Source organism: Dongia soli, assembly GCF_034044715.1.
GTDB lineage: Bacteria > Pseudomonadota > Alphaproteobacteria > Dongiales > Dongiaceae > Dongia_B > Dongia_B soli.
On the sequence record NZ_JAXCLW010000001.1, the window covers coordinates 903,675 to 920,539 of the forward strand.

16 protein-coding genes are annotated in these 16,865 nt (G+C 61.0%); 10 read left to right on the forward strand and 6 right to left on the reverse strand.

The window, feature by feature from the left end; genetic code table 11:
- The first annotated feature begins 103 nt into the window (after window positions 1–103).
- From SMD27_RS04055 to SMD27_RS04065, 3 genes are read left to right on the forward strand one after another with little or no spacing between them, the layout of a single operon-like run.
- Window positions 104–1,231 carry an HlyD family secretion protein gene (locus SMD27_RS04055; protein WP_320507044.1) on the forward strand — a complete coding sequence of 376 codons (1,128 nt, stop codon included), beginning with the start codon at window positions 104–106 and terminating at the stop codon, window positions 1,229–1,231.
- Window positions 1,228–2,715, forward strand: a complete 1,488-nt coding sequence (locus SMD27_RS04060; protein ID WP_320507045.1) for a DHA2 family efflux MFS transporter permease subunit — start codon at window positions 1,228–1,230, stop codon at window positions 2,713–2,715. Before SMD27_RS04055 ends, SMD27_RS04060 begins: the two co-directional genes overlap by 4 nt.
- Before the next feature lie 35 nt (window positions 2,716–2,750).
- Window positions 2,751–3,710: an aldo/keto reductase gene (locus tag SMD27_RS04065; RefSeq protein WP_320507046.1), complete on the forward strand. Its 960-nt coding sequence runs from the start codon at window positions 2,751–2,753 to the stop codon at window positions 3,708–3,710.
- 62 nt (window positions 3,711–3,772) lie between these two features.
- On the opposite strand, the gene hslU is transcribed toward SMD27_RS04065, so the two are convergent.
- Complete coding sequence (hslU, locus tag SMD27_RS04070) at window positions 3,773–5,167, reverse strand: ATP-dependent protease ATPase subunit HslU (RefSeq protein WP_320507047.1); 1,395 nt, start codon at window positions 5,165–5,167, stop codon at window positions 3,773–3,775.
- 41 nt (window positions 5,168–5,208) lie between these two features.
- Window positions 5,209–5,790 (reverse strand): ATP-dependent protease subunit HslV, encoded by a 582-nt coding sequence (gene hslV / locus SMD27_RS04075; RefSeq protein ID WP_320507553.1) that lies wholly within the window; start codon window positions 5,788–5,790, stop codon window positions 5,209–5,211.
- Window positions 5,791–6,087: 297 nt separating this feature from the next.
- Here hslV and hisB point away from each other — a divergent pair, with 297 nt between their 5' ends.
- The 7 genes from hisB (at window position 6,088) to SMD27_RS04110 (ending at window position 10,667) form a co-directional block, all read left to right on the forward strand.
- Window positions 6,088–6,702: an imidazoleglycerol-phosphate dehydratase HisB gene (hisB, locus tag SMD27_RS04080; RefSeq protein ID WP_320507554.1), complete on the forward strand. Its 615-nt coding sequence runs from the start codon at window positions 6,088–6,090 to the stop codon at window positions 6,700–6,702.
- Window positions 6,703–6,733: 31 nt separating this feature from the next.
- The gene (hisH, locus tag SMD27_RS04085) at window positions 6,734–7,372 is read left to right on the forward strand and encodes an imidazole glycerol phosphate synthase subunit HisH (protein ID WP_320507048.1); all 639 of its coding nucleotides are present in this window, start codon (window positions 6,734–6,736) and stop codon (window positions 7,370–7,372) included.
- 42 nt (window positions 7,373–7,414) lie between these two features.
- The gene (gene hisA / locus SMD27_RS04090; RefSeq protein ID WP_320507555.1) at window positions 7,415–8,179 is read left to right on the forward strand and encodes a 1-(5-phosphoribosyl)-5-[(5-phosphoribosylamino)methylideneamino]imidazole-4-carboxamide isomerase; all 765 of its coding nucleotides are present in this window, start codon (window positions 7,415–7,417) and stop codon (window positions 8,177–8,179) included.
- A 178-nt stretch (window positions 8,180–8,357) separates the two neighbouring features.
- On the forward strand, window positions 8,358–9,116 hold the full coding sequence (gene hisF, locus SMD27_RS04095; RefSeq protein WP_320507049.1) for an imidazole glycerol phosphate synthase subunit HisF: 759 nt from the start codon (window positions 8,358–8,360) through the stop codon (window positions 9,114–9,116).
- Window positions 9,117–9,201: 85 nt separating this feature from the next.
- On the forward strand, window positions 9,202–9,555 hold the full coding sequence (locus SMD27_RS04100; RefSeq protein WP_320507050.1) for a phosphoribosyl-ATP diphosphatase: 354 nt from the start codon (window positions 9,202–9,204) through the stop codon (window positions 9,553–9,555).
- A 22-nt stretch (window positions 9,556–9,577) separates the two neighbouring features.
- Window positions 9,578–9,943: a histidine triad nucleotide-binding protein gene (locus SMD27_RS04105; protein ID WP_320507051.1), complete on the forward strand. Its 366-nt coding sequence runs from the start codon at window positions 9,578–9,580 to the stop codon at window positions 9,941–9,943.
- Between the two features lie 121 nt (window positions 9,944–10,064).
- Window positions 10,065–10,667, forward strand: coding sequence for a glutathione S-transferase family protein (locus SMD27_RS04110; RefSeq protein WP_320507052.1), 603 nt, complete (start codon window positions 10,065–10,067; stop codon window positions 10,665–10,667).
- An 18-nt stretch (window positions 10,668–10,685) separates the two neighbouring features.
- Here SMD27_RS04110 and SMD27_RS04115 read toward each other — a convergent pair whose 3' ends face one another.
- The 4 genes from SMD27_RS04115 to SMD27_RS04130 are packed head-to-tail and all read right to left on the reverse strand — an operon-like array spanning window position 10,686 to window position 16,860.
- Entirely contained in the window at window positions 10,686–11,915 is a 1,230-nt protein-coding gene (locus SMD27_RS04115; protein WP_320507053.1) for an ABC transporter permease, read from the reverse strand.
- The gene (locus tag SMD27_RS04120) at window positions 11,912–12,910 is read right to left on the reverse strand and encodes an ABC transporter permease (protein WP_320507054.1); all 999 of its coding nucleotides are present in this window, start codon (window positions 12,908–12,910) and stop codon (window positions 11,912–11,914) included. The genes SMD27_RS04115 and SMD27_RS04120 overlap by 4 nt, the downstream gene beginning before the upstream one ends.
- Window positions 12,911–12,928: 18 nt before the next feature.
- Entirely contained in the window at window positions 12,929–14,971 is a 2,043-nt protein-coding gene (locus SMD27_RS04125) for an ABC transporter substrate-binding protein (RefSeq protein WP_320507055.1), read from the reverse strand.
- Window positions 14,968–16,860: an ABC transporter ATP-binding protein gene (locus tag SMD27_RS04130; RefSeq protein WP_320507056.1), complete on the reverse strand. Its 1,893-nt coding sequence runs from the start codon at window positions 16,858–16,860 to the stop codon at window positions 14,968–14,970. Before SMD27_RS04130 ends, SMD27_RS04125 begins: the two co-directional genes overlap by 4 nt.
- Window positions 16,861–16,865: the final 5 nt, after the last annotated feature.

The window sequence follows — 16,865 nt, forward strand, 5'->3', positions numbered from 1 at the left end:
GGGTCCGGCGCGCGCCGACCGCTAAACGCCGATCCCAGCCATTCAAGCACCGCCCGACATTCCAAATTCCGGAAAAGCGCCGGCTTCAATGGCAGGTGATGTGATGGACAAGCAATTTGAGGACATCGTCAGCGATTCCACCTTCGAGCTGCCGCTCGCGAGGCCACGAAAGACCCTGCGGGAACGCCTGCGGCGGCCGCTCATGCTCGCCTTCCCCGCCCTGTTAGCGCTGGTCGGCGCCATCGTCTATCTGGTGCAGGAACCTTACGTCTCAACCGACAATGCTTTTGTTCGCGCCGCCAAATATTCGATAAACGCCCGCGCTTCCGGGCAGGTGGTGGAAATCGCGGTCGGCGACAACCAGCCTGTCCGGAAAGGACAGCTGCTGTTCCGGATCGATCCAGAGCCTTATCAGATCGCCATCGACCAGGCCCAGGCGGATCTCGAAAGGTCGCGCCTGGAGATCGAGACGCTCAAGACGAAATACCGGCAACAACTTGCCGAATTACAATCGGCCAAGGATTCGGCGGCTTTCAATGCACATGAATATGACCGCAAACATGCGCTGATCACATCGGGATTCACCTCGAGAGCAGTGCTCGAGCGGACGGAGACCGATCTTAAAGTTGCCCGCCAGAACATCGCCTCCATCGAGCAGCAGGTCGCCAATACCGTGGTCGCGTTGTATGGCGACCCGAATATCGATCTCGATCGCCACCCGACGGTGCGCGCCGCCAAAGCCCGGCTGGATCGCGCGAAGCTGGACCTCTCCTATGCCGAGGTGCGTGCGCCTGATGATGGGATCGTCACCAAGGTCGATGATCTGCAGGTCGGTGACTACGTCAATCCGGGGGCAGCCGTCTTTTCACTGCTGTCCAGCCGGCATGTCTGGATCGAAGCCAATTTCCGCGAAACCAGTCTGACCCATTTGCGGCCCGGGCAAAAAGCGACGATCGATGTCGACACCTATCCCGGCCGTGTGTTCAAGGCACATGTTATCAGTCTGAGCCCCGGCACGGGATCGGACTTCGCCATCTTGCCGCCCGAGAATGCGACTGGTAATTGGGTCAAAGTCGTCCAGCGTTTGACGGTTCGCCTGGAGCTCGACGAAACAGATCCGGATCGCCCGCTTTTCTCCGGCATCAGCGTCACGGCGCGCATCGACACCGGCTATCGCCGGACATTGCGTCATCCGTTGCAGGCGGTCTTGGCGATGGAGGCGACAAAATGAACGCCATAGCTGCGCCGCGCCGTGAAAGCCGCCATCGCGCCATCACGATCGCCGCCCTGATGACGGCTTATCTGCAGGCGGTCAATATTTCGATACCGAATGCGGCGCTACCGCATATTCAAGGTTCGCTGTCGATGGCCGATGACGAAGTCGGCTGGATATTTTCGGCCTATATCGCCGCCAGCGTGATCGTCCTGCCGATGACGCGGTGGCTGGCCGGGCGGTACGGGCGGAAGATTCTCTACCAGGCCTCGCTCGCTTTATTCGCCCTTGGCCTTGTGCTCGTCGCTTGCTCAACGACCACCCTGCAGTTCATTTTCGCGCGGATCTTTCAGGGCCTTGCAAGCGGCCCGCTGGCGCCGCTATCGCTGGCCATCCTGCTCGATCTATTGCCGAGCGCGCGGCATGCAAGGACCAATCTGGCCTGGGGTGTCATGGCGCTGCTCGGAATCTGTACGGGTCCCGGAATCGGCGGCTGGCTCAGCGACTATATTGGATGGCCGTCGATCTTTTATATCAGCCTGCCGCTGACGGGATTCATCTTCCTGGTCGTCGGATTGTCGCTGCCTGAGAAGAAGGCGGAACAGACGCCATCGTTCGATTTCTTCGGACTGGCGACGATCTCGCTCGGCATGACCGGCCTGCAGATGATGCTCGACCGCGGTGAACGGCTGGATTGGTTCTCGTCCAAAGAGATCTGGGCGGAGGCGATTGCCGCAGCTTTGGGATTCTATCTTTTCATCGTGCATATCCTGACCGCGAAATCGCATTTCCTGGATAAGGCTTTATTCAGGGACCGGAACTTCGTTCTGTCCGCGGTCATGTTCTTTGCCTTCGGCTTCGTACTCCTGCCCACCCTGGCTTTGACATCGCCGATGCTGGAGGAATTGCTTGCATATCCGGTTGATACGACCGGCTATATGACGATTCCCCGCGGCGTCACGCTGGTCGGCGCCGTTATTCTCATGAGCTTCGCCCCGGCGCGTATCGACAGCCGGCTATTCGTCATGGCGGGGATCGCTCTCGTCGTCTATGCCAATTGGCAGATGCTTGGCTATTCGCCGCAGATGGATTGGCGTGCGGTCGCGGCGGCGGGGCTATTGCAGGGCGCCGGCCTCGGCATCCTGATGCCGGCGCTGGCCAAGACCGCTTTCGGGACGCTCGATGTCAAATTGCGCCCGGAAGGTGCGGCGCTATTCAACCTTTCGCGCCTGTATGGCAGCACGATCGGCATCGCCGTCGTTCAGATTTTCTTCCACAATAATACACAGGCGATGCATCTCGCCCTGGCCGCCCATCTCACCCCGTATCGCATGGCGGGTTTTTCCGATGGCTCTCTCTCGAAGCAATCGCTGGCAGCGCTGAACGAAATGGTCACGGGACAAGCGGCGCTCGTCGCTGTCATCGACCAGTTCAAGATTCTCATGATCGCGATGCTGGTGGTGAGCCCGCTCGTGCTGTTCCTGCGCAAGTCGCCTGCGTGAGTGGCATTGATCGATCAACCGAAAAGGAGGAGAAAATGACAAACCGGAACCTGCCGAACCAGGATCAACTGCGCTATACTAGGCTACCTCTCACCCATGGTTCCGGTTCGATGCCGGCGGCCGGATTTGGCACGCTCATCCCCGATCCGATCGCAACCAGGCAAGCCACCAGGACAGCATTGGAGGTGGGGTTCCGGCATCTCGATTCCGCGGAACGCTACGGCAATGAAGAGGCGGTCGGCGCGGCGATGGGTGAGGTATTCGATCAAGGGCGCATCAAGCGGGAGGATGTGTTCGTCACCGCCAAGCTGTGGAACACCAATCATCGCCCCGAACGGGTAAGGCCTGCTTACGAGGCAAGTCTCCGCCGGCTGCAATTGGACCATGCCGATTGCTATGTGATCCATACCCCCTTCGCCTTCCGGCCCGGCGACGACTTCCATCCAACCGACGGACAGGGCCGGGTGGCTTATGATACCGGCGTGACGCTGATCGAGACATGGGGCGCCCTCGAACAGCTCGTCGATGCGGGAAAATGCAAGGCAATTGGATTGTCGGATATTGGCCTTGGCAAGCTGCAGGAGATTGTCGCGGCGGCACGCATCAAGCCAAGCGTCGTGCAGGTCGAATCCCACCCCTATCTCCCCGAATGGGAATTGCTGGACTTCTGCCGTAGCCAGGGGATCGTGGTGCAAGCCTTCGCCCCTTTGGGCCATGCGATGGAGCCCAACCTCTTGAGCGATCCAGTGATCACCGCGATCGCTTCACGCCTCCGCAAAACGCCGGCCCAGGTTGCGCTCGCCTGGGCCGTACAGCGCGGTACCGGCTTTCTGACCACTTCGGTCAAGCCGCAGCGTATCCAAGAGAATTTCGAGATCTCGGCTTTGCCCGACGAGGCGCTTCAAGAGATTCGCGAGAACATCCAGACGCGGATACGGTTCAATGCCGTCGTGGAGACCGGCGTGCCGGGATTTATCCCCCGCGCGCAGCAGTAACCGTCGGCGGAACCGCGCGGCCAGAGCCCTTCTAAATTGTTCCGCTCGTTCTTCCGCTGGCGCTACAGGATGAACTTGCTGAGATCGGTGTTCTTGGCGAGCGCCGCCACCTTCTCCTGAACGTAATCGGCATCGATGGTGACATCGCGGCCCGACATTTCGCTGGCGGTGAAGCTGATCTCCTCGAGCAGACGTTCCATGACCGTCTGCAGGCGCCGGGCGCCGATATTCTCCACCGTCGAATTGATATCGGTCGCAAGATCTGCCAAGGCATCGATCGCTTCATCGGTGAAGACGATTTTCAGATCTTCGGTCGCCAGCAGGGCGGTGTATTGCTTCAGCAGGCTGGCTTCCGGTTCAGTCAGGATGCGCTTCAGATCCTCGCGGGTGAGCGCTTTCAGCTCGACGCGGATCGGCAGGCGGCCCTGCAATTCCGGCAGGAGGTCGCTGGGTTTGGCGAGATGGAAGGCGCCGGAGGCGATGAAGAGCACATGGTCGGTCTTGACCGGGCCGTGCTTGGTTGCGACTTGCGTGCCTTCGATCAGCGGCAGCAAATCGCGCTGGACGCCCTCGCGGCTGACATCGGCGCCGGCCCGTTCGGAACGGGCGCAGATCTTGTCGATCTCGTCGAGGAAGACGATGCCGTTCTGCTCGACGGATTGGATGGCGGCTTGCACCACCTTTTCCTGGTCAAGCAGCTTGTCGCTCTCCTCTGCCATCAGCACGACATAGCTTTCCGAGACGGTCATGCGCCGGGTCTTCTGCCGGCCGCCGAAGGCCTGCCCAAGAACCTCGTTCAGATTGATCATGCCCATGCTGGCGCCGGGCATGCCGGGCACGTCGAAGGTCGGCAGGTTCATGTTGCCGCTATCCTTGACCTGCAATTCGATTTCGCGGTCGTCAAGCTCGCCCTGGCGCAGCATTTTGCGGAACTTGGCGCGGGTGTCGGCAGTGGCGTTCTGGCCGACCAACGCATCAAGGACGCGTTCCTCGGCCAGGATCTCGGCCTTGGCCTGGACCTGGCGGCGCATGCGTTCCTTGGTCATGGATATGGCGATCTCCACCAGGTCGCGGATGATCTGTTCGACATCGCGGCCGACATAGCCGACTTCGGTGAATTTGGTGGCTTCGACCTTGAGGAAAGGCGCATCGGCCAATTTGGCGAGCCGCCGCGCGATCTCCGTCTTGCCGACGCCGGTTGGCCCGATCATCAAAATGTTCTTCGGCATCACCTCTTCGCGCATTTCCGGCGTGAGCTGCTGGCGCCGCCAGCGGTTGCGCAGGGCGATGGCGACGGCGCGCTTGGCATCGTTCTGGCCGATGATGAAGCGGTCGAGCTCCGAGACGATTTCCCGGGGCGTCAGGCTGCCCGCGGTGGTGTGATTGAGGCTCTCGGCTTCCGCCTGTTTGGCGGAGCCATGAGCGAAGGAGCCGTGAGGGGAAGCGGCATCGGTCATGACGGATCTCCGTGCCGTGCCGGTGGCACGGCCAAGCAAATTCAGAGTTTTTCGAAAATGACGTTGTGATTGGTGTAGATGCAGATATCGCCGGCGATCTTCATCGCCTTGCGGCAGATGGTTTCGGCATCCAGGCCATCGACATCGACCAGCGCTCGTGCGGCGGCCAGGGCGAAGGAACCGCCGGAGCCGATGCCGATCAGACCGTCCTCCGGTTCCAGCACATCGCCATTGCCGGTCAGGACCAGGCTGACATTATAATCGGCCACCGCCATCATGGCTTCCAGGCGGCGCAGATAGCGGTCGGTCCGCCAATCCTTGGCCAGTTCGACGCAAGCCCGGGCCAATTGGCCGGGATGCTGTTCCAGTTTGGCTTCCAGCCGCTCGAACAAGGTCAAGGCATCGGCCGTGGCGCCGGCAAAACCGGCGATGACGGCATTGTCCTTGCCCAGACGCCGCAATTTGCGGGCATTGGATTTCATCACCGTATTGCCCACTGTCACCTGACCGTCACCGGCGATGACGACCTGGCCCGCCTTGCGCACCAGCAGAATGGTGGTGCCGTGCCAGGGAGCAAGACCGTGGGGATTGTTGTTTGGAGAAAGCGCAGGATCGTAAGACATGACGGTCAAATAGGCGATCCGAGCCGCCGGTTCAAGATAATGGTTAATGACACCTGCGGATGGCTGGCGGCGACCTGGTTACACATCTTGGTGCTCGGGCGAATTTCCTGGTGAAACTGGACTTGACTGCGGCGTTAAACCGCTGATCCGACATAGGACTAATGGCGGCTCTTCCTCGATCGCCGGCCAAACCGCTGGCCTCAGCCGGACAAGGTTGTTAGAAACCAGGGAATATCGAAGGCCTGCTGTTGAAAGACCGACGTGAGAAAGACCGAGATGAGCAGTATCAGCCAGCCGATGCCCGCGACGGCCCGCAAGGCCAGCGTGGCGCGTAAAACCAAGGAAACCGAGATCAGCGTCAGCCTGGACCTGGACGGCTCAGGCAAGTCCGAGATTTCCACCGGCATCGGGTTCCTCGACCATATGCTGGAGCAATTGTCCCGCCACAGCCTGATCGATCTCACCGTCAAGGCGAAGGGCGATTTGCATATCGATTTCCACCACACCACCGAGGATACCGGCATCGCCATCGGCGAGGCGGTGTCCAAGGCGCTGGGCGGCCGGGTCGGCATCAACCGCTATGGCGAGGCGACCATCCCGATGGATGAGACCCTGACCCGGGTTGCGCTGGATGCCTCCAATCGGCCCTATCTGATCTGGAAGGTGAGTTTCTCCCGCCCCAAACTGGGCGAGATGGATACCGAGCTGTTCAAGGAATGGTTCCAGGCTTTCGCTCAGAGCGCCGGTTTGACACTGCACGTAGAAAATCTCTACGGCGAGAACAATCACCACATTGTCGAGAGTTGCTACAAGGCTCTGGCCCGTGCGCTGCGCCAGGCGATCGAAATCGATCCGCGCAAATCCGATGCCGTGCCCTCGACCAAGGGTGTGCTCGGCGGCTCCCTGAGCTGAGCGGCGAGGCGAATGTGACAGGAAGCCAGGCGTGACCACCGTCGTTATCGATTACGGCGCCGGCAATCTCCGCTCCGTCGCCAAGGCACTCGGCACCGTGGCCGCCGAAAGCCGGGCCGGTGAGGTGATCGTCAGTGATGACCCGACGGTCATCCGGCGCGCCAACCGCATCGTCCTGCCCGGTGTCGGTGCTTTTGCCGATTGCAAGAAAGGCCTGGAAAGCCGGCCGGGCGTGATCGACGCGCTGGCCCAGTCGGTGTTGGAGGCCGGCCGGCCGTTTCTCGGCATCTGTGTCGGCATGCAATTGATGGCGACCGAAGGCGTCGAATACGGCACCCATCCCGGCCTCGACTGGATCAAGGGCAAGGTGGTGAAGCTGACGCCGGATGATCCCGGGCTCAAGATTCCGCAAATGGGCTGGAACGATCTCAAGCTGCGCAGCGCGCATCCGGTCTTCGCCGGGCTCGAGAGCGGCGATCACGGCTATTTCGTCCACTCCTATCACTTCATCACCGACCGGCCGGAGGATGTACTGGCGGCGGTCGATTACGGCGGCGAGATTACGGCGGTGATCGGACGGGACAATCTCATCGGCGTGCAGTTCCATCCCGAGAAGAGCCAGAAGGTCGGCCTGAAACTGCTGGCCAATTTCCTTGCCTGGAAGCCGTGAGCGGCTTTCGATCCTGATCCATCGAGTATCGAAATGACCAAGCTGATCTTCTATCCCGCCATCGATCTCAAAGGCGGCCAGTGCGTGCGTCTGAAACAGGGCGACATGGAACAGGCGACCGTGTTCAACAGCGATCCCGCCGATCAAGCGCGGCAATTCGTCGAGGCGGGTGCCGACTGGCTGCATCTGGTCGATCTCGACGGCGCTTTCGCCGGCCAACCGGTCAATGCCGCGGCGGTGGAGGCGATCCTCGCCAGCGCGAAACTGCCCGGGCGCAGTATCCCGTGCCAGTTGGGTGGCGGCATCCGCGACATGGCGCGGATCGCGATGTGGCTGGAAAAAGGTGTCGCCCGCATCATCCTCGGCACCGTCGCCTTGAAGAATCCGGATCTCGTGCGCGAGGCCTGCAAGGCCTTTCCTGGCAAGATCGCCGTCGGCATCGATGCCAGAGGCGGCCGTGTCGCGGTGGAAGGCTGGGCCGAGACCGCCGATATCACCGCGCTCGATCTCGCCTTGAAATTCGAAGATGCCGGCGTTGCCGCCCTCATCTACACGGATATCGATCGAGACGGGTTGCTGCAGGGCGTGAATGTCACGGCAACAGCGGAGCTGGCCTCGGCTCTGTCGATCCCGGTCATCGCTTCTGGCGGTGTCTCCAATCTTCAGGATCTGGAAGCTTTGCTGCGGGCCGCGCCGGCAACGCGCGGCAAAGGCGGCGGCATCAGCGGCGTCATTTCGGGCCGGGCGCTCTATGACGGCCGGCTGGATCTGCGCGAAGCGCTGGCACTGCTGAGGCAGGCGGCGTGATGGAGTCGGCGTCTCTGAAGGCGGCTCCGTCGCTCCGATGGATCCTCGGGTCAAACCCGAGGATGACGGCCTGGGATGAGTTTGGCACGGTGCGAGAGCGGCAAACCGGGTTGTCACCCTCGGACTTGATTCGAGGGTCCATGGTCGCGGCCGCGCAGCTTGTTAACGGTGATGCATCATGCTGAAGATGCGGGTCATTCCCTGCCTGGACGTCAAGGACGGGCGGGTGGTGAAGGGGGTCAATTTCGTCAATCTGGTCGATGCCGGCGATCCGGTCGCGCAGGCGAAGATTTATGACGCGGCCGGCGCCGATGAATTGACCTTTCTCGATATCACGGCGTCGAGCGACAACCGCGACACGCTTTATGACGTGGTGGCTAAGACCGCTGAAGCCTGTTTCATGCCACTGACCGTGGGCGGCGGCGTGCGCAAGACGGAGGATATCCGCAAGCTGCTCTTGGCCGGGGCCGATAAGGTCTCGATCAATACGGCCGCGGTGAACAATCCGGACTTCGTACGCGAGGCGGCAGAGAAATTCGGTGATCAATGCATCGTCGTCTCGATCGATGCCAAGGAAACCGCGCCGGGCAGATTCGAAATCTTCACCCATGGCGGCCGGAACCCGACGGGGATCGATGCTGTTGCCTTCGCAAGGCGCATGGCGGAGAACGGCGCCGGCGAATTGCTGGTCACGTCGATGGATCGCGACGGCACCCGTCAGGGTTATAACATCGCCCTCACCCGGGCCATTGCCGATGCCGTCAACGTGCCGGTGATCGCCTCGGGCGGCGTCGGTAATCTTGAGCACTTGGTCGAGGGCATCAGGGACGGGCATGCGACGGCGGTGCTGGCTGCTTCCATTTTCCATTTCGGGCAGCATAGTATCGCCGAGGCGAAAGCGGCTCTGGCAGAAGCGGGACTGCCGGTCCGGCGATAGACATCACCGCTGGTTTGGTCGATAAATCCAACCGACGATCCGGTCGACAAAGGCCGGCACGATAATATTGGTTTGGGGAGTGGCTATGGGCGCAGAAAAAAAGACGCCGACGGCGACGACCGGCGCCTGTCTCGATCGGCTCTATGAGGTCATCGAAAGCCGGCGGGGCGCCGATCCTGGCAGCTCGCATACGGCGAAACTGTTCCGCAAGGGTACTGCAAAGATCGCGCAAAAGGTAGGCGAGGAAGCGGTTGAAACGGTGATCGAGGCGATGCGCGGCGAGAAGGATTTGCTGATCGGCGAAAGCGCCGATCTGCTTTATCACCTGCTGGTGCTGTGGGCCGATCAAGACGTCAAGCCGGCCGAGGTCTGGCAGCGGCTGCTGGAGCGCGAAGGCATATCAGGCATCGCCGAAAAAGCGGCGCGCGAGAGGAATTGAGGCGATACGGAAGGATTGTGCGATGGCCTATGACAGCAACAACATCTTCGCCAAGATCCTGCGCGGCGAGATTCCCTGCGACAAGATTTACGAGGATGAACATGTCCTCGCCTTCAACGATATTCGTCCGCAAGCCAAGGCGCACGCTTTGGTGATCCCCAAAGGCCCCTATGTCTGCTCCCAGGATTTCGCGGAAAAGGCGAGCGATGCGGAAATCGGGGCCTTCACGCGCGCCGTCGCCAAGGTGGCAAAGCAGCTCGGCATTGCCGAAAGCGGCTATCGCGTCATCTCCAATAGCGGTCCGAACAGCCACCAGGAAGTGCCGCATTACCACGTGCATATTCTCGGTGGCCAGCCGATGGGCAAGATGGTGCATCTGCCGGAGTGAGGCTGCCGGCCGATTGAGGAATTCGGTTAGAAAAACTAAGACGAGCTGTCAGTAATCCTGATTTGTCAGGGCAAGCGAGCCGCTGTACTTCTCTCCCTTCGAGCGAGACGGGAGGAATCGCATGTACCGCCTCTATGACAGCGCCATTTCCGGCAATGCCTATAAGGTGCGGCTGATGCTGCACAAGCTCGGCCTGCCTTGCGAGCGGATCGAGATGAATGTCGATGACGGCTCGACCCGGCAGGCGGAATTCCTCGCCCGCAATCCGGTCGGCCAGGTGCCGGTGCTGCAATTGCCGGACGGGACTTATCTCGCTCAGTCAAATGCGATCCTGGTCTATCTTGCCGAGGGCACCGACCTTTGGCCATCGGACCGGCTGGAGCGCGCCCGGGCGCTGCAATGGATGTTCTTCGAGCAATATAATCATGAACCGACCATCGCCGTGGTACGCCATTGGGTGGCCCATCTTGGCAAGACGGTCGACAGCGAGCCGTTGCTGCCAGCCAAGATCGCCGCTGGCTATCGCGCGCTGGATGTCATGGAAAACCATCTCACCGGCCGCGATTTCTTCGTCGGCGAAAGCTTCACGATCGCCGATATCGCGCTTTATGCCTATAGCCATGTGGCAGATGAAGGCGGCTTCGATCTGACCGCCTATCCGGCGGTGCGCGGCTGGCTCGACCGCGTCGCCGTACAGCCCCGCCATATCGCCATCACCGATTGAGCCGGTGCCGCGGATCGGTCAGCGATACGGATCGGCGGCATCGCGCAACCCGTCGCCAAGGAAATTGAAGGCCAGGACCACGATGATGACCGGCACCATGGGCAGCATCAGCCAGGGATAAAGCACGACCACATTGACGCTCTGCGCCTCGTTCAGCAGCACGCCCCAGCTGGTGATCGGCGCGCGGATGCCAAGGCCAAGGAAGCTGAGCGCGGTCTCGCCAAGGATCATGCCGGGAATGGCAAGCGTCGCCGAGGCGATGAGATGGCTCATGAAGCTCGGCATCAGATGGCGGAAGATGATGCGCTGGGGCGAAGCACCCATGAGCTTGGCGGCGATGGCGAAATCCTCCTCGCGCAAGCTCAGGAGCCGCGACCGCACGGCGCGGGCGAGGCCGGTCCAGTCGATCAGACCAAGGATAATGGTGATGCCGAAATAAACCAGCAAAGGTGACCAGGTGACGGGCAGGATCGCTGCCAAAGCAAGCCAGAGCGGCAGATGCGGGATCGAGCGCAGCATTTCGATCATCCGCTGCACCAGATCATCCACCCAGCCACCGTAATAGCCGGCAAGGCCGCCGAATAGCATGCCGAGGACGAAACTGACCGAGATGCCGATCAGGCCAATGGTCAGGGATATGCGCATGCCATAAAGAATCCGCGAGAGCATGTCGCGGCCGAGGCGGTCGGAGCCGAGCAGGAACATCGGCGCTTCGCCGGTAGCGTCTTTCGGCGGACAGACGAGATGGATGTCGCCTGGAAGGACCCCCCAGAAGCGATAAGGATCGCCGCGACAGAAGAAGCGGATCGGCCGCGGCGATGCTTCCGTCTTCGCGGTATAAACCCGCCGCATCTTGCGCATGTCGAGATGGTAATCGAGGTCATAGACGAAGGGCCCGATGAACCTTCCCTGGTGGAACAGATGAACACGCTGCGGCGGCACGTAGATGTGATCGACATGGCGGCTGTTAAGGCCATAGGGCGCCAGAAACTCGACAACCAGGATGGCGGCATACATCAGGACCAGGACAAAGCCGGAGATCACCGCCAGGCGATGACGGCGCAAACGCAGCCAGATCATCCGCCATTGCGATGCCATGTAGAATTTTTCCTGGGCCGCGCTCACCACCTCCACTGATAGCGGATCAAAAGGCGCGGTGGAGACGTAATGCGCCGGCGGTGGGGATTCGGGCCGGACGGATTGAGACCGACTGGCTTCGGACGAAGCCGACTCGACGCGCTGATTCATTTCGTCGTCCCTCCTCCCAGCCGGATACGGGGATCGACAATGGCGAGCAGGATGTCCGAGATGAAGACGCCGACAACCGTCAGGAAAGCCATGAACATCAGGAAGGAACCGGCGAGATACATATCCTGGCTGCGCAAAGCCTGAAGCAGGATCGGCCCAGTCAGCGGCAGCGACATGACGACGGAGACGATGACCGAGCCGGAAATCAATTCCGGCAGCAAGCTACCGATATCGGCGATGAAGGGATTGAGCGAGACGCGCAGGGGATATTTGAGCAGCAGGCGCGGCCCGCTGAGCCCCTTGGCCCGCGCCGTCGTCACATATTGCTTATGCAATTCATCCAGCAGATTGGCGCGCAGCCGCCGGATCATGCCGGCGGTGCCGGGCAGCCCGATCACCAAGACCGGAATCCAGATATGCGAGAGGATCGAGCTCGCCTTGGCCCAGCTCCAGGGTTGGCCGATATATCGGGGATCCATCAGCCCGCCGATCGAAATCCCCAGCCAGAGATGGCCGAAATAAAGGAGGATCAGGGCGATCAGGAAACTGGGCGTGGCAAGCCCGATATAGCCGAGGAAGGTGAAAACATAATCGCCGATACTGTATTGGCGCACGGCGGAATAGATCGCGATCGGAAAGGAGATCAGCCAGACGAAAAGCGTCGTTGCCAGTGTCACCACCACGGTCAGCCACAGGCTGTCGCCGACCACCTCGCGCACCGGCATGTTATGCTCGAAGGAATAGCCAAGATCGCCGTGCAGCAGGCCGAAAGCCCATTTGAGATACTGCATATAAAAAGGCTGATCGAGGCCGTATTCATGCCGCAGGAACTCAATGCGACCTTGATCGACATTTTCACCCTGGGACTGCAGCTCGGCCATATAGGTATCGAGAAAGCTGCCGGGCGGCGCCTGGATGATGACGAAGATAAGGAAGCTGATGGCGATCAGCGTCGGGATCATCACGAAAAGGCGGCGGGTTAGGTAGCGCAGCATGGGTCCGTCGATCCGATCCTAATTGCTGCCCGTTTTGCCGGCATCGCCGGCCAGGTCCTGGCTAATGTTGCCGGGAACCGCGCTGAGGGGCCGGCCATCGTCTTCCAGCCAGAAGGTATCGGGCTTGAAGATGCCAAAATGGGCGCCGGGATCCCAGGAGAAAATCGCCCTCTCGGGCACGTTATGGAGCCGGTTCGCCACGACCACCGGCTGCGGCACGTTGGCGACGATGCCAATGGTGAAGACCTCATCCGCCCAGAGCCGCAGCATGCTGAACCAGAGATTGAGCCTTTTGGTCGGCTCGGCGGTCATGCGCCATTCCTGCAGCCATTCCGCCAGCATACGGGCGGCGGGCAGATCGATCTTCTCACCGGCCTGGCCGGCGGTCTCGATATATTGTCCCCAACGCGGCCACATATACTGGCCCTGTGTCGAGGGCGCGAATTCCTGCGGCGACATATCCGGCGTGGGAAAACCGTTATCGATGCCGCTCGAAATCGACATGACCGACTGGCCGGAAAAGATTCGGTTGCGAAAGACCTCCAATTGCGACGGCTTCATCAGCAGGGAGATGCCGATCTGTTTCCAGGAATCGGCAATGAGCTCCAGCACGTCGGATTCTTCCAGATTGTCGCCGGACATATCGATGATGATCTGCATCGGCCGTCCATCCGGCAGCAGGCGCAAGCCCTCCTCATTGCGCTGGGTCAGCCCCATCTGATCGAGCAGCTCATTGGCCTGCTCGGGATCGTAGATCGACCACATCTTCTGGACCTCTGGCGAAAAGAGCGGGCAATGCGCGAGAACAGTATTGCCCCCTTCCTGCCCGAGGCCGAAATAGATCGCCTGGTTGATTTCGTGGCGGTTGATCGCCAGCGACAGGGCGCGGCGGAAGCGGATGTCGCGCATCATCTGGCGCCAAACCGGATCGGCCGTCGTCAGGTTCGGATAGAGCGCCAGGTTGGAACCGCGGCCGTCATCCCAGAGGCGCACACGGTATTTGCCAGTCTCTTCGCCATCCTTCAGAATCGTGTAATCAGCGAAAGTGAGATAGCGGGCCTGAAGGTCGGATTCCCCCGAGGCGGTCTTTGCCGGGATGAGTTTTGAATCGGCGATGTCGAAAACCACCTGATCCGCATAGGGCAATTGGTGGCCGGCGCTGTCGACCCGGTAATAGTACGGGTTGCGGGTGAAAACGAAACGCCGCGCCGGCGGCTTGACGCGCAGCACCCAGGGATCGAGCGTCGGCAGGTCGGGATTGTCGTTCTTGTAGATGTTGTCTTTCTTGTTGTGCAACGCCGCCCAATTGCGCTGGCCGGACTTGGCCACCATCGCATCGAGCTTGTCCTTCTTCTGATACTTGATGTGATACTTCTTCAGATAATGCGACGGCCGGTAGATAAAGAGCGGCGCGGCGCGGGCAAGCGACGGCAGGAATTCGGCGTTCGGCTTGTCCCAGCTATAGCGGATTGTCGTTTCGTCGATCACGTCAACCTTCGGCGGCTTGCCGTCGACCAGCATTTCGCGCGGCAGGCCGCCCGGCGACAGCTCGCGGTTATTCGCGACATCTTCCCAGTAATAGCGAAAATCCTCGGTGGTAAAGGGCGCACCGTCGGACCACTTATGGCCCTTGCGCAGATGAAAGGTAAAAACCCGATCATCCAGCACATCATAACTTTCCAGGATGTCGGCCTGCAATCTGTAGGTGCGGTCATAACCGACCAGGCGGGCATAGCTATAGGCCACCAGGATACGGGTATCCTTGGAATTGGCCATCAGCATCCGGATCTCGCCGCCCTGGCGACCGAGGCTTGCGGTTTCGGCGATGGCCGGAGCCGCCGGCAGGCGCTGTTCGACCGGCGGCAGCTTGCCGGCCTGTTCCGCCTCGGCAAAGAACGGCGGATCAATGAAGGAGGTTGGCATTTCGACGGCGTGCTGCGCGCGGGCCGGCGCCATGGGCAGGAGCGCCGCGCCGATCATCGTGGCGATGCCAAAGATGGCGACGGTGATATTGCTGCGTCCTGTCTTCATAAGTCCTGTGTTTACACGCCGTGCCTTCATGCCGCGATCTCGCGAACGTCGATGCCGGCACGTACCCAATGACCGCTGGCGATTTCCACCAGGCCCGGCCGATGGGTCTCATCGATGGTGAAGGGCTTGGGCCAGGCCGCTGGAATTGAGGCTTTGCCTTCCATCAGCTTGTCGAAATCCAGGCGGTGCTCCAGCGATGGATCGGGCACCGCCGCCAGCAGCGCCTTGGTATAGGGATGGGTCGGATAGCGGAACAGCCGTTCGGCCGGGGCCATCTCCACCATGCGTCCGGCGCACATCACCATAATGCGGTCGGCGATGTAATCGACCACCGCCAGGTTATGCGAGATGAAGATATAGGTCAGGCCGAGCTTCGCCTGCAGATCCTTCAGCAGATTAAGCACCTGGGCCTGGATCGAGACATCGAGTGCCGAAACCGGCTCATCGCAGATCAGGATATCGGGCCGCAGCGCGAGAGCGCGGGCGATGCCAATGCGCTGGCGCTGACCGCCGGAGAAACTATGCGGATAGCGATTGAGATGCTGCGTGCCGAGGCCGACCAGCCGCATCAATTCGCGGGCGATCTCCGCCTGCTCGGCCGGGGTGCCGATCTCGTGGATCACCAGCGGCTCGGTGACGATATCGAAGACCGTCATGCGTGGATTAAGAGAACTGAAAGGATCCTGGAACACGAACTGGATGCGGCGCCGGAATTCAGTCAGGGCCTGGCCGCTAAGCTTCAAGACATCGACCGGCCCCTCGCCGTCATGAAAGGTGATGGTGCCGTCATCAGGCGCCAGCGCGCGCATGACGATCTTGCTGAGTGTCGTCTTACCGCAGCCCGATTCGCCAACCAGGCCCAGGCATTCGCCGCGCCGCAACTTGAAGCTGACATCATCGACCGCGCGCAAGGCGCTGCGGCCACCGCCGAACCAGCCGCCCTGCCGGATATAGAAGGTCTTGCTGATATTGTGGACGTCCAGCAGCGGCTGGGTCGCCCATTGGCCAAGCGCCGAGGGCCGTTGATCCCCACGCGGGGCGAAGACGCCGCCGATCTCGCTTTTGATCTCGCGGATCGGCACCAGCCGTTCATCAGGTCCCATGCCAAAACGCGGCACCGCCCGCAGCAGCGCCATCAGATAGGGATGCTTCGGCCGTTCAAAGATATCGCGGATGCCGCCGGATTCCATCACCTCGCCGTGATAGAGTACGACGACTTCGTCGGCGATATTGGCGACGACGCCGAGATCATGGGTGATCATCAGCATGGCCATGCCGAATTCGCGCTGCAGATCGGTCATCAATTTCAGGATCTGCGCCTGGATAGTGACATCGAGCGCGGTGGTGGGTTCGTCGGCGATCAGCAGTGACGGCCGGCAGATCAGCGCCATGGCGATCATCGCCCGCTGCCGCAGGCCGCCGGAAAGCTCGAAGGGATAGGCCTGCATGGCCCGCTGCGGATCGGGAAAGCCGGCAAGCCGCAGCATATCCGCAACCTCGGTCTCCGCTTGGGCGGGGGTTAGCTTGCGATGGAGCTGCAGCATTTCACCGACCTGATCGCCGACCGTGTGAACCGGTGACAGCGAGGTCATCGGCTCCTGGAAGATGATCGAAATCGAGCTACCGCGGATCTGGCGGATTGCCCGGCCGTCGCGCGGCATCTCGGCGATGTTGACGAGGCGTCCGCCTTTGCTGTTGTCGTCGAAAAGAATATCGCCGCGGGTGATCCGTGCGCTCTTCGGCAGGATACCCATGATGGATTGAGCGAGGACCGACTTGCCGGAGCCGGATTCACCGACCAGCGCGACGGTCTTGCCATGTGGTACCCGGAAGGAGACGCCGCGCACGACGTCAAGCAGGCCGCTTTCCAACTGGAAACTGATATGCAGGTCGCGGATCTCGAGGAGATTGCCGTTCATCGCAG